Origin of the sequence: Nigerium massiliense (assembly GCF_000826085.1) — a bacterium.
Lineage (GTDB): Bacteria > Actinomycetota > Actinomycetes > Propionibacteriales > Propionibacteriaceae > Propioniciclava > Propioniciclava massiliense.
Window position 1 is genome coordinate 599,516 of the sequence record NZ_CCYM01000003.1, and the last position, 13,219, is coordinate 612,734.

The window sequence follows — 13,219 nt, forward strand, 5'->3', positions numbered from 1 at the left end:
ATGAAGACACTCTCGACGAAGCAGAAGATCGCGTGGGGGCTCATCGCCGTCCTGGTGCTGCTGTACACGCTGTGGCCGCTGTTCTCGATCCTGATGACGTCGTTCAAGGCGCCCGGTGACCTGTTCAGCGGCAAGCTTCTGCCGACGCAGTTCAGCACCGAGAACTACCAGACGATCTTCGCGGGCAGCGCCGGCGAGTTGTTCTTGCCTGCGCTGCGCAACTCGATCGGCATCTCGCTGATCTCGACCCTGATCGCGGTCATTTTGGCCACGTTCTGCGCCTACGCGATCGCGCGGCTCGACTTTCCCGGGAAGCGGCTGATCCTGAACACGGCGCTGGGTGTGTCGATGTTCCCGGTGATCTCGATCGTCACGCCGCTGTTCAACCTGTGGCGCCAGATCGGGCTCTACGACACGTGGCCCGGGCTGATCATCCCCTACCTGTCGCTGACGCTGCCGATCTCGATCTACACGCTCGCGGCGTACTTCCAGCAGATTCCGTGGGAGCTCGAGCAGGCGGCCCAGGTGGATGGGGCGACGAACTGGCAGGCGTTCCGCAAGGTCATCGTGCCGCTGGCCGCGCCGGGCGTGTTCACGACCGCGATCATCGCGTTCTTCATCGCCTGGAACGACTTCGTCTACGGCATCTCCCTGACCTCGACCGAGGCGGCCCGTCCGGTGCCCGCCGCGCTGGCGTTCTTCACCGGCGCGTCCCAGTTCGAGGATCCGACGGGCGCGATCTCCGCCGCGGCGATCGTCGTCACCATCCCGATCATCATCATCGTGGTGCTGTTCCAGCGCCAGATCGTCTCCGGCCTCACCCAGGGTGCGGTCAAGGGCTGACGCCCCTAACCAACGCGCGAAGGACAACTCACATGGCAGCCATCACTTTGAAAGACATCGTCAAGACGTACGACGACGGGTTCACCGCGGTCAAAGGCGTCAGCCTCGACATCGCCGACGGGGAGTTCATGATCCTCGTCGGGCCGTCCGGTTGTGGCAAGTCGACCTTGCTGCGGATGATCGTCGGCCTGGAGGACATCACCGCCGGGGATCTCGAGATCGACGGTAAGCGGGTCAACGACGTGCCGCCGCGGGACCGCAACCTGTCGATGGTGTTCCAGAACTACGCGCTCTACCCGCACCTCACCGTCGGGGAGAACATCGCGTTCCCGCTGCGGCTGAAGAAGAGCGAGCTCAATGACGACGAGATCAACCGGCGGGTGAAGGAAGCCGCCGAGATGCTCGAACTCAACGACCACCTCGACCGCAAGCCGGCGAACCTGTCCGGCGGTCAGCGCCAGCGCGTGGCGATGGGAAGGGCGATCGTCCGGCACGCCGACGCGTTCCTGTTCGACGAGCCGCTGTCGAACTTGGACGCGAAGCTGCGCGGCCAGATGCGCACGCAGATCGCCCAGTTGCAGCGACGGCTCGGGACGACGTCCATCTATGTCACCCACGACCAGACCGAGGCGATGACGCTGGGCGATCGCGTCGCCGTGCTGAAGAAGGGGCTGCTGCAGCAGTGTGCGTCCCCGCGGGAGCTCTACGAGCAGCCGGTCAACATCTTCGTGGCTGGCTTCATCGGCTCGCCGTCGATGAACTTCGTCCCCGCGCGCGTTGACAACGGGAAGCTGCAGACGCCGATCGGCGAGCTGACCGTTCCCGACCGGGTGCTGAAGGCGGCGCAGCAGAAGGAGATGGTCATCCTCGGCCTGCGTCCCGATTTCTTCGAGGACGAGGAGTTCGTCGACGAGAAGGTGCGCGAGCACGGGACCGTGTTCACCGCGACCCCGACCCATGTCGAGTGGCTGGGCAACGAGCAGTACGCCTACATCACGTACGAGCACGACCCGAAGCTGAAGCCCGTTCTCGACGAGCTCGCCCACGACCTCGACCAAGACGAGATCCCCGCGACCTTGGTGTTGGCGACGAACTCCGCGTCCCGCGTGCGCGGTGGACAAGAGGGCAAGTTCTGGCTGGATACACGCTTGCTGCACGTCTTCGACCCCGATACCGGCGACAACCTCACCCGGGATCCCGAGGCCGGCCAGAAACTCACCGAGGAGGCAGCCGAGGAGCGCCAGAGGGAGATCGATCGCGCGAACAGCGAGAAGACCGAAGCCTAGGCTTCCCGTTCACCGCTCCGGCCGGGTCCTGGTGGGCCCGGCCGTTGTGCGTCTCGAGCTCGCGACACCAGTTGTCAGGCAACGTCACGAGTAATGTCGGCGACCTCTATCGGGCATAACGGGATTATCCTGCCACTAGCTGGCGGACCATTCGACGCATACGTCTGTGACAAGGGGATTCACCCCACTTCCTCCAGAGGCCTTTCATCTAGTGGCAGGATAATCCCGTTATGCTCCGGTGCTCCGCCACGCACGGACGACCCAGCCGTCCGGGCCGGGGGTCAAGAGTCACGCTGCGCCGCAATCGCGATCCCGCCGCCACCGCCTGACAGACCGTTCCCATAGTGAAGGCATGCGAACGCTTGACACGGGGTTGACCACCAACCCGCTCTGTCGCCCGCAAACCGCGACTGAGCGCAAACGCGTATTGCGCATGGTTAAGGCTGGCCACATGTCCCGGGTGCTCCCGGGGATCTATGCACCACGCGCAATCGCGGATGACGTGCGCCTTCGCGCCGCCGCGGTGCATTGCCTCGATCCGGACGCCGTGCTCCTAGGTCGCGCCGCAGCGCATCTCCTGTGGTGGCCGGAACTCGAGACCACGGACTTGCACATTGCTTGTTCCAAGCGTCGAGTCGATACTCCGGGGTACCGGTGGTTCAGGCAGTCGATTCCGGCGGAGCTCGTTGTCGAGACGAGTGCCTACCGTGCGACATGCCCGGCGTTGACAGCCCTGGACCTCGTCCTTGAACTGGGCGGCCGCCCGATCGACGAAGCTCTCCGCCGCCGAGCTGCGTCACTAGCGCAGATGGCCGAGGCGCTCGAACTCACCCCGGGCCGTGCCGGAAATGTGCAGCGACGCCGACTCCTTAAAGATTCGCGTGATGAGCCCTGGTCCGAGGCTGAGCGCAGCTTGCATCAGATCTATCGGGGTTTGGCGCTCCCCCACCCGTACGCAACGAATTTCTGGCTGAGCCTGCGTGATGGCCGACGTGTCGCGTTGGACCTCGCGCTGCCAAAGCTGAGACTCGGTTTCGAAGTCGACGGGTACGAGTTCCACGGAACTCGTACCGCCTTCGAGTACGACCGTGACCGCGACAGCGACTTGGCGTCCCAGGGATGGCACGTGGTCCGCTTCGGAGCAGCATTTATCGTGCACTCCCCTTTAGACGTTGGCCGCCGAATGCTCGACATCGTGGCTGAGCGGGAGAAGTTTCTGACGAACCGGCGCTAGGCCAATCGCCGAGATGAATTACTCCATGCGATCTTCAGCGCCTGAGCACGGACTGCAGTTCTCCGACCGGAATTGTGGTGGTCGACGTTGTCGTGCCAGGAAGATCACCAGAGAAGCCCATCGAGGACCAACGCACCGTCCACTCGGTGGTCGCCCTTACTGTGTAGTTCTCGTTCGGCAAAGACGGCTTCTGATAGACGTAACCGCAGGTCGGGGACGGCGTCCCAGGTTCCACAGAGTCGTCGAACGGCGTCATCTCTTCGCACGTGACCGTCGAACCGTCACCCATGTCGAACGTCACGGACTTTCGAGTCGCCGTCATGTCAAACGTCAAGCCGTCATTCGTGGCCGACGACTCTACCGAATCAGCCGTAGGTACCCATAACCACAGCGGATAGCCAACCACCGCCATGTTCCATTCGTTCACCGAGGGGTCGGGAGCGACCTTGATTTCCGGATCGGGAAGGTAGAGATCCACGTCGACCTGCTGCACCCGGGTTTGGACTTCTTCGTACGTCCACACCACCGGTGCGGGCGCTGCGACTATCGCCGAACCCGGCGTTGAGGTCTTGCGTTGCGGGGGCAGCCTCTTCGCCGTCCGGCGAGGGCTGGTTGTCGTGGGCGCCTGCGTCGGCGGTGCACACAGGTACTGATTCTGCGGCCCATAGCACTCCGGCAGAAACACTCCGCCTCGTGGTACGTAAGGAGTTGCGTGTGAGAAACCTAAACCGGATTCATTGGATCGGCCGTGCCCGTTTTTCCGTTTGTTAGGAGGCACCACGAGCCGTTTACTCCCACTACTTCTCTGATCATTAGACGTCCGAGATCTTGCGGACCGACCAATGGATTCTGACTTTCGGATGGAAGAGGAGCGCCGTACCCGAATCTCACGATGAACTCGTGTCGACTTCCTGCGCACGTCACCCCAGAATGCCGAATCTGTGTTGTCGATGGCGATCATGATGGATCGGGAGTCGCGACCAGTCGCATGGACCTCTCCGGTCCCCATCGCGAGAATCGCTAGGCTGACGGCTACGATCGGGCTCAGTCGCCCTCGCAGGTCTACTGGCATGACGAAACCTCTTTGAATCCCGCACGGAAGACTCGCAACGATCCGTTTTCTCGTCGGAAATCCACGCGCTTCACCAAAATTCTCCCATGCCCGACGTCTTTTCCGTCCTGGGTCGTGATTGTAGAGGTCGCATCCGTGCAACTGCCGAGCGCAATATCACTCTCGTTCGAGGACGTAGGAACCCGCTGAATCCAAGCAATTTTGAAACTTCCAGCGCGAACGCCCAGCCCGTCGAGCGCAGTCTCCCTGTAATGAGCGATCGTGGCGTCCGCTACTTCGGGCACCGCCAATTGACGGACACGAACCTCCGCGTTCCGGTCGCCTCTCGCCAACGCCTCATCGGCGGCGTGGAAGCGGCGGTAGACGGCCTCGGCTTCGGCGTACAGGGCGTCCTTCTTCTTCATCGCGTCGTGCTGGGCGGCGCTGCAGGGCCTGGGTGAGCTGTCCACACCAGGGTTGCCGGCAAACTCCGGGGTGCACTCGAAGGACGGCGAGGGGGCGGGGCCAGTGGCGACGGCTGTCTGCTCGGTTGGGGTCACCGCGGGGGCGGGTTGGCATCCGGCGAGCAGCACCAAGGCCACGGCGCCCGCGGCGGGTGCGAAACGTCTGAGCATGGCTGACCCCCTCGTTGAGATGGGGTCGATTCTCGGCGAGCAGCACCAAGGCCACGGCGCCCGCGGCGGGTGCGAAACGTCTGAGCATGGCTGACCCCCTCGTTGAGATGGGGTCGATTCTGACACGCGACAGAGGACTCGTTCAGGCAATTCGGAGTTATCCACAACACACTCGTTCAGTTCTCCTTCGGATCCCTGCGTCGCTATGAGTGACCTCGACAGAAATAGTTATGAATGCATTGTTGTGATGTGATGCGTTCGTCGATGACGGCCATCCCTCGAGCACGTGGGAACGGTCCAGCCGGAACAGCGCCTGTATGCCGGGCAGCGGGAATCCGCAAACAAGGAAAAGCAGACTTCATCTACGGCGTTACCGTCGGTCTTCACCTCGGGAACGGTTGTGAAGTTCGCGTGGGTCGACCACGAAATTATCGCGCTCGTGGATGAGCGGTGAGAAACACCTCGCGCAGATGTTCCGCAGTGATCTTCGTGTAGATCTGGGTCGTGGTCACTGACGCGTGACCGAGTAATTCCTGCACCACACGGACATCCGCTCCGCCGTCCAGCAAATGGGTCGCGAAAGAGTGTCGAAGCGTGTGCGGTCCGATGTCGAGATCGAGGTTGGCTTTCTCGGCCGCACCGTGGACCGCGTTGAACGCCGACTGCCGGGACAGCCGCCCACCCCGAGCGTTCAGCAGCAGCGCGGGGCCGGGCCGGGAAGCCTTTCCGATCAGCACGGGACGTGCCCGGACGAGGTAATCTCCGACCGCCTTGCGGGCGAATGAACCCAACGGGACGATGCGCTCCTTGCGCCCCTTTCCGAAGAGACGAAGTCCCAGCTCCGGGTCGTCCAATTGTGCGGAGATGTCGTCGACGTCGAGCGCGGTGAGTTCGCTGATGCGCGCACCCGTCCCGTACAACAACTCCAGCAGCGCGGCGTCTCGGAGTCCGGCCGGCGTGTCGCGATCGGGGGCGTCGAGCAGCGCCTGCACCTGGTCGAGGGGCAGCGCCTTCGGGAGCCGCGCCGCCTGCTTCGGTGGCGCCACGGCCGCGGCGGGGTTGGTCCCGGTCTGACGGTCGATGGCGACGAAGGTGTGGAAGCTGCGCACGGCCACCGTCGCCCTCGCGATGCTGGACGCCGCCAGCGCGGCCCGGTCGCCCGCCGGCTCGCCGAGAAACCGCACGAACCCCGACACATGCTCGGGCCGCACCTCCTCGACCTGACCAATCCCCTGGTCGGCGAGGAAGCCGGCGTAGCGTGCCAGGTCGCGACGGTACCCGCCGATGGTGTGAGGGGACGCCCCGGCCTCGACCTCCAGGTGGTCGAGAAAGCCGACGACGGCGTCCGAGACATCACCCATGCCGACTCATCCCGGTGACTCGGTGAGCACCCCTCGACAAGGTCGGGTCGAAAGAGGCCATGGCTGCGCGGGACGGCTCAGGAGACGCCGTGCTCGAAGGCGTCCAGTTCATCGTCTCGGCGGCGTTTGACGTCCCGGGCGGGCCACGGAGAGTCAGCGCTGCGGAGTTGCTCGACGCGTCCGGTGCGCAGCGCGGTGTAGGCGGACAAGGCCCCGACGACCATCGTGGGGTTCTGCACGCGTCCGGCGTAGATCGCGTTGACAAGGTCTTCGAGCGAGACCAGGACGACGTCCATGTCCGCCTCCTCGTTCTCCACGACGAATCCCTCGGGCCGCTCGGACGACGTCAGCCCGCGGGCCAGGTACACCCGCAGCGTCTCCTGCAGGCACCCGGGGCTGGTCATGTAGTCGACGAGCACCCGCCAGTCGGACGCCTCGACCATCGCCTCCTCGGCGAGCTCGCGCTTCGCGGCGACGAGGACGTCCTCGCCATCCTCGTCCAGCAAACCGGCTGGCGGCTCGACGAGCCGGAAGCCGACGGGATGCCGCACCTGTCGCACGACGACGACGCGCTCCTGCTCGTCCAGCGCGATGACGCCGACGGCGCCGGTGTGGCGCAGGTAGTCGCGCACCATCTCGCCGCCGTCGGGCGTGCGTACGGTGTCGCTCACGAACGTCTGGATACGGCCCTCGCCGAGGACGCGGTGCTCGACGATCGGCCAGCTGACCGCCTCGTCGTCGATCTCGTCGGCGGAAACGATGGGCAGGTCGAGCATCAGACCTCCTCGGTCGGCAGAAGCTGGTTCTCCCGGTGCTGCAGCGCGGCCTTCACCAGCCCCGTGAACAGCGGGTGCGGCTTCGTCGGACGTGACTTCAGTTCCGGGTGCGCCTGGGTGGCAACGTAGTACGGGTGCTGCGCGCGGTCGAGCTCCACGAACTCGACCAGCTTCCCGTCGGGCGACGTCCCGGACACGTGCAGCCCCGCGGTCTCCAGCCGGTCGCGGTAGGCGTTGTTCACCTCGTAGCGGTGCCGGTGCCGCTCGGCGACGTCGGTCGTCCCGTACGCCTCGGCGACGATGGACCCCTCGCTCAGCCTCGCCGGGTACGAGCCCAGCCGCATCGTGCCGCCCAGGTCTCCCTCGCCGCCGACGATGTCCACCTGCTCGGCCATCGTCGCGATCACCGGCGCGTGGGTGTCCGGGTCGAACTCCGTGGACGCCGCGTCCGGCAGGTCGCACAGGTTGCGGGCGACCTCCATCACCATGCACTGCAGGCCGAGGCACAGCCCCAACGTGGGGATCTGGTTCTCCCGCGCGTACCTCAGCGCGCCCAGCTTGCCCTCGACGCCGCGGATGCCGAAGCCGCCCGGCACGACGATGCCGTCGACATCGTGCAGGTGTTCGTGCGCCCCCTGCGGCGACTCGCAGCCGTCGGACGCCACCCAGCGGACGTTCACCCGGGCCCGGTTCGCGAACCCTCCCGCCCGCAGCGCCTCCGAGACGCTCAGGTAGGCGTCCGGCAGGTCGATGTACTTGCCGACAAGGGCGATCGTCACCTCGTCGTGCGGCTTGTGGACCCGCTCGAGCAGATCGTCCCAGCGCCGCCAGTTGACGTCGCGGAACTTCACCGACAGCCGACGGACGACGTAGGCGTCCAGGCCCTGAGAGAACAGCACCTTCGGGATGTCGTAGATGGACGGCGCGTCCGGGCAGGAGATGACGGCCTCCTCGTCCACGTCGCACATCAGCGCGATCTTGCGCTTGATCCCGTCGGGAACGTCACGGATGCAGCGGCACACGATGGCGTCGGGCTGGATGCCGACCTGGCGGAGCGCGGCCACCGAGTGCTGGGTCGGCTTCGTCTTCAGCTCGCCGGACGGCCCGATGTAGGGCACCAGCGAGACGTGCAGGAAGAACACGTTCTCCCGCCCGACCTCGCGCCGTACCTGGCGCGCTGCCTCGAGGAACGGCAGCGATTCGATGTCGCCGACCGTGCCGCCGATCTCATGGATCACGACGTCGACGCGCGGCGCCGCCATCGACAGCATGTCGTCCTTGATCTGGTTCGTGATGTGCGGAATCACCTGCACGGTGTCGCCGAGGAAGTCGCCGCGGCGCTCCTTCGCGATAACGGTGGAGTAGACCTTGCCGGTGGTGACGTTGGCGTCCGCGGTCAGGTTGACGTCGAGGAAGCGCTCGTAGTGGCCGATGTCCAGGTCGGTCTCGGCGCCGTCCTCGGTGACGAAGACCTCGCCGTGCTGGAACGGGTTCATCGTCCCCGGATCGACGTTCAGGTAGGGATCCAGCTTCTGCATGGTGACGCGCAGGCCGCGCGCGACGAGGAGGCTACCGAGGCTCGAGGCCGTCAGCCCCTTGCCCAGCGAGGAGGCGACGCCTCCGGTGACGAAAACATGCTTGGTTTGCGACGGCTCTCTCACGGGGTTTCAGCCTATAACGTTCCGCGCTCGACTCCGTACACAACAGCGCTGCCGGGCGAGCGCTGGCTACAGTGAACGAGAACCCGGCGCCTCCCGCCCCAACCCTCACCTTCGTCTGGAGTGAGCATGCGCATCCCCAAGACCCTGGCCATCATCCTCGCGGGCGGCAAAGGCACCCGGCTCGGTGCCCTGACGCAGCGCCGGGTCAAGCCCGCACTCCCGGTCGCCGGCACCTACCGGCTCATCGACGTCTCGCTGTCGAACCTCGCGCACAGCCACATCTCGGACGTCTGGATCGTCGAGCAGTATCTCCCGCACTCCCTCAACCAACACCTCGCCCAGGGACGCCCCTGGGATCTGGACCGCAACCACGGCGGACTGCGACTCATCGCTCCCTTCGAGGGCGGGCCGGGCGAGGGTTTCGCGCACGGCAACTCCGACACCCTGTACCGGCAGCGCGCCCGGATCGCCGAGGCGGACGTGGACCTCGTCCTCGTGCTGAGCGCCGACCACCTCTACACCTGCAACTTCCTCGACGTGATCGACACGCACGTCAACAAGAACGCCGACCTGACGATCGTCACCACGACCACGGACGAGAACGCGTCCCGCTTCGGCGTGGTCGACGTCGACGACCGCGGCGCGGTGACGGGCTTCGCATACAAACCGGACGAGCCCGACGGCGATCTCGTGTCGGCGGAGATCTTCCTCTACTCGGCGCGGACGCTGCTGGAGTCGCTGGACGCCGTGGCCGAGGAGTTCGGTGAACTCACCGACTACGGCAAGGACCTCGTCCCGCACGTCATCGCCCAGCACCGGGTCGTCGAGCATCGCCTGGCCGGCTACTGGATGGACATGGGCACCCTGCAGTCATACTGGGCGGCGCACATGCAGATCATCGACGGCAATGGCGCCGTGTTGGACGACCCCGACTGGCCCATCTACTCCGCCCAGCCGCAGCAGTTGCCCGCGTGCATCGAGGGGTCGGCGGCGGTCCACCGGTCGCTCATCTCGTCCGGCTCCCGCGTCCACGGCACCGTGGAGCACTCGGTGGTCGGCACCGGCTCCGTGATCGAGGACGGCGCCTCGGTCACCAACTGCGTGCTGCTGGACGGCGTCCGGGTTGGGGCCGGGGTCGAGCTCACCAACTGCATCGTGGACGAGGGGGCGCACCTCGACCGGGCGGGGGTCCGCGGCTCCGACGACCGCATCACCCTCATCGGCCCCGACGGCCTCATCGCGGACCGCGTCCCCTTCGACCGCGGCCTGGCGCTGCCGGGCTGATCCCGCGCGCTCGCTAGGCTGGAGCCCCGACGAAGGAGAGAGCCGTGCCGAAGATCCCCGCCGCTCTGGCGAAGGGCGCAACCGCCCTCGTCAGCGTCTACGGCGCCACCGTCGTCACCGCGGTGGTCAATCTGCTCAACGACCCGCAGAAGTCCGCGCAGGCCCGCGAGCTCCTGGCGGGACTCACCTCCGCCGCCCGCAAGCGCACCGCCGAGGGACGCCTCGCGGCCAAGATCGACGTCCTCAACGACGAGCTCGCCAAGCTCACCCCCGGCGACCCGGCCTTCGACCGCGCCCAGGGCTGGAAGCCCCGCCTCGCAGCCCTCGAGACCAAGCGCACGCTCGTTCTGCGCGCCTACACCGGACGCCAGCGCAGCCGCCAGCTGAGGGCGATCTCCGACCAGGTGGACGCGCTGCTGCTCGAGCTCCTGCAGTTCTCCGACGACACGATCGCCGGCGAGACGACGACGGGCGGGGACACGTCCGCCCGCTGAGGCTGGACAGGGCGCGCGCGGCAGGGTTCGATTCGGTCATGGACGTCGAACTGGCCGAGGTGCGCGACTTCCTCGCGGGGCACGCCCCGTTCAGCGAGCTGCCACGCCCTGTGCTCAACGAACTCCCGCAGCGGCTCAGCGCCCGCTACTACCGCCGCGGCACCACGCTGGTGCACGTCGGCCAGGCCAACGACACGATGTTCGTGCTGCGCTCGGGCGCGGTCGACATCATCGACGCGCACGGGTCGCTGGTCGAGCGCTCCGACCTCGGCACCTGCTTCGGCATGTCGAGCGTGATGTCGGGGCAGGCGTCCTCGTTCACGATGACCGCCACCGAGGATTCCCTCTGCCTGTTGATGCCCGGCGAGACGTTTCGTGAGCTCCTGCACGAGCAGCCGGCCTTCGCCCGGTTCTTCATGCAACAGCAGGCCGGCAGGCTGCGCTCGGCCGTCGAGTCGATCCACATGGACGACGCCGGCGCCACCCTGATGAAGACCCGGGTCAGCGAGATCGTCCGGCGGGCGCCGGTGACGGCCGCGCCGGGGGCGTCCATCCGGGAGGTGGCGGGGATCATGAGCGACGCGCGGGTCTCCGCGATCCTCGTCATGGACGACGACCGCCTGCTCGGCATCGTCACCGACCGCGACCTGCGTTCGAAGGTGCTGGCCGCCGACCGCGATCCCGCCGGACCGATCACCGACATCATGACCCCGCACCCCCACACCGTCGAAGCGGACGCCCTGGCGATGGAGGTGCTGATGGAGATCATCGCCCACGGCTTCCACCACATGCCGGTCGTGGACGGCGAGCGTGTCGTGGGCATGGTCTCGGCAGGCGACCTCATGCGCCTGGAGCAGACCAACCCCGTCTACCTCGTCGGCGACATCGCCAACCAGACGACGCTCGACGGACTGAAGCGGACGGCCGCCCGGCTGCCCGCCGTCGTCACGTCGCTCGTCGACCAGGACGCCACCGCCGAGGACATCGGCCGCGTCGTCTCCGCCGTCGGGGACGCGCTGACCCGCCGGCTGCTGAACTTCGCCGAGGCCGAGTTCGGCGCCCCGCCTGTGCGTTACTGCTGGGTCGCCCTCGGCTCCCAGGGACGACTCGAGCAGGGGTTGGGCTCCGACCAGGACTCGGCGCTCATCCTGGCCGACGACTACGACGAGGCGCACGCCGACTACTTCGCCCGCCTCACCGAGCAGGTCGTCGCCGGTCTCGAGGCGTGCGGCTACCCGCGTTGTCCCGGCGACATGATGGCCTCCAACCCGCGGTGGCGGGTGCCGATCACCCAGTGGAGCCGGTACTTCGCCGGCTGGATCAACGAGCCCGACCCGGACGCCCTCCTGCACGCGCAGACCTTCTTCGACATGCGCCCGCTCTACGGCGACAACGCGCTGTTCAGCCGGCTGCACTCGGCTGTGGTGTCCAGGACGGCCGGCGCGACCCGCTTCCTCGGCCATCTCGCCAAACAAGCCAACGACTGGAAGCCGCCGATCGGGTTCTTCCGCGACTTCGTGCTGTCCGACCACGGCGAGCACCGCAACACGCTGGACGTGAAGGCCGGCGGCGTCGTCGCCGTCGTCCAGATCGCCCGGCTGCTGTCGTTGTCCCGGGGTCTGGCCCAGATCAACACGGTCGCGCGGCTGCGTGCGGCGGCGTCCGCGGGGGCGCTCTCGAGCGAGAACGCCGAGAACCTCGTGGACGCCTTCGAGTTCATCAACCACGTCCGCATCCGGCATCAGGCCGACCAGCTGCGCCGCGGCGAGGCACCCGACAACCACATCCTGCCTTTGGAGCTCACCGCGTTCGACCGGCGCTCGCTGCGCGACGCGTTCCAGATCATCCGGCGCATGCAGGGCGCGCTGGCACGCACCCACCAGACCCACCTGATGTCGTGATGCTCGGTTTCGGGGACGCCACCGCGCGGCGCCGCGAGAAGGCGCGGCGCAAGGCCCGCGGTGCGCTCGGCGACTACTACGCGACGCCGCTCCCGGACGCCGCCACGCCCGCCTCCGAACTCCCCTGCCTGAGCGTCGACTTCGAGACCACAGGGCTCGACCCGGCGCGCGACACCCTGCTCAGCGTCGGATTCGTCCGGGTGGATGGCCCGACCCTCACCTTCGCCGGCGCCGGCAGCATGCTGGTGCGCGGCGCCGCCGAGGTCGGGCAGAGCGCGGTCGTCCACGGGCTCACCGACGACATGGTTGCGCAGGGCGTCCCGCTGGAGGAGGCCGCCGAGGCGCTGCTGTCCGCGCTGGCCGGCCGGGTGCTGATCGCGCACTACGCCGACATCGAGGTGGGCTTCCTGTCCCGGGCGTGCGAGCAGCTCTACGGCGCCCCCTTCGTGACGCCCGTCATCGACACCATGCGGATCATGTTCACCAAGCTCAGCATGGGCTTCGACGCCGAGCCGCCGCGCGACGCCCTGCGCCTGTGGAACGCGCGCGCCCGGTACCACCTCCCCGTCTACACGGCGCACGAGGCGCTCACCGACGCCATCGCCGGCGCCGAGCTCTACCTCGCGCAGGTCGCCGAGATGACCGGCGACCCCACCCTGAGGTCGCTGCGCACCGACTAGGACGCCGCGGGCT

At 66.9% G+C, this 13,219-nt stretch carries 12 protein-coding genes; 7 read left to right on the forward strand and 5 right to left on the reverse strand.

Features of this window, described 5'->3' with window-relative positions:
• The 3 genes from BN1187_RS09200 (at position 1) to BN1187_RS09210 (ending at position 3,363) form a co-directional block, all read left to right on the forward strand.
• The gene (locus BN1187_RS09200; RefSeq protein ID WP_040161054.1) at positions 1-843 is read left to right on the forward strand and encodes a carbohydrate ABC transporter permease; all 843 of its coding nucleotides are present in this window, start codon (positions 1-3) and stop codon (positions 841-843) included.
• Positions 844-875: 32 nt separating this feature from the next.
• Positions 876-2,129 carry an ABC transporter ATP-binding protein gene (locus tag BN1187_RS09205; RefSeq protein ID WP_040161057.1) on the forward strand — a complete coding sequence of 418 codons (1,254 nt, stop codon included), beginning with the start codon at positions 876-878 and terminating at the stop codon, positions 2,127-2,129.
• Between the two features lie 451 nt (positions 2,130-2,580).
• The gene (locus tag BN1187_RS09210) at positions 2,581-3,363 is read left to right on the forward strand and encodes an endonuclease domain-containing protein (protein ID WP_040161060.1); all 783 of its coding nucleotides are present in this window, start codon (positions 2,581-2,583) and stop codon (positions 3,361-3,363) included.
• A 34-nt stretch (positions 3,364-3,397) separates the two neighbouring features.
• Here the strand turns inward: BN1187_RS09210 and BN1187_RS09215 are convergent, their stop codons facing one another.
• The 5 genes from BN1187_RS09215 to BN1187_RS09235 all read right to left on the reverse strand — a co-directional run bounded on the left by BN1187_RS09215 (position 3,398) and on the right by BN1187_RS09235 (position 8,847).
• Complete coding sequence (locus tag BN1187_RS09215) at positions 3,398-3,856, reverse strand: hypothetical protein (protein WP_052462551.1); 459 nt, start codon at positions 3,854-3,856, stop codon at positions 3,398-3,400.
• Positions 3,857-4,425: 569 nt separating this feature from the next.
• Positions 4,426-4,839 carry a hypothetical protein gene (locus BN1187_RS09220; RefSeq protein WP_147675104.1) on the reverse strand — a complete coding sequence of 138 codons (414 nt, stop codon included), beginning with the start codon at positions 4,837-4,839 and terminating at the stop codon, positions 4,426-4,428.
• A 638-nt stretch (positions 4,840-5,477) separates the two neighbouring features.
• Complete coding sequence (locus BN1187_RS09225; protein ID WP_040161067.1) at positions 5,478-6,410, reverse strand: site-specific tyrosine recombinase XerD; 933 nt, start codon at positions 6,408-6,410, stop codon at positions 5,478-5,480.
• A gap of 77 nt (positions 6,411-6,487) precedes the next feature.
• Positions 6,488-7,186, reverse strand: coding sequence for an NUDIX domain-containing protein (locus BN1187_RS09230; protein ID WP_040161070.1), 699 nt, complete (start codon positions 7,184-7,186; stop codon positions 6,488-6,490).
• Positions 7,186-8,847 (reverse strand): CTP synthase, encoded by a 1,662-nt coding sequence (locus BN1187_RS09235; protein ID WP_040161074.1) that lies wholly within the window; start codon positions 8,845-8,847, stop codon positions 7,186-7,188. Before BN1187_RS09235 ends, BN1187_RS09230 begins: the two co-directional genes overlap by 1 nt.
• Positions 8,848-8,973: 126 nt before the next feature.
• Between BN1187_RS09235 and BN1187_RS09240 the strand changes: the two genes are divergently transcribed.
• The 4 genes from BN1187_RS09240 to BN1187_RS09255 are packed head-to-tail and all read left to right on the forward strand — an operon-like array spanning position 8,974 to position 13,206.
• Positions 8,974-10,131 (forward strand): glucose-1-phosphate adenylyltransferase family protein, encoded by a 1,158-nt coding sequence (locus BN1187_RS09240; protein WP_040161077.1) that lies wholly within the window; start codon positions 8,974-8,976, stop codon positions 10,129-10,131.
• Between the two features lie 44 nt (positions 10,132-10,175).
• Positions 10,176-10,625, forward strand: coding sequence for a hypothetical protein (locus BN1187_RS09245; RefSeq protein WP_040161079.1), 450 nt, complete (start codon positions 10,176-10,178; stop codon positions 10,623-10,625).
• A 38-nt stretch (positions 10,626-10,663) separates the two neighbouring features.
• Positions 10,664-12,526: a DUF294 nucleotidyltransferase-like domain-containing protein gene (locus BN1187_RS09250; protein ID WP_040161081.1), complete on the forward strand. Its 1,863-nt coding sequence runs from the start codon at positions 10,664-10,666 to the stop codon at positions 12,524-12,526.
• Positions 12,526-13,206, forward strand: a complete 681-nt coding sequence (locus BN1187_RS09255) for an exonuclease domain-containing protein (protein ID WP_052462552.1) — start codon at positions 12,526-12,528, stop codon at positions 13,204-13,206. The genes BN1187_RS09250 and BN1187_RS09255 overlap by 1 nt, the downstream gene beginning before the upstream one ends.
• Positions 13,207-13,219 lie beyond the last annotated feature (13 nt).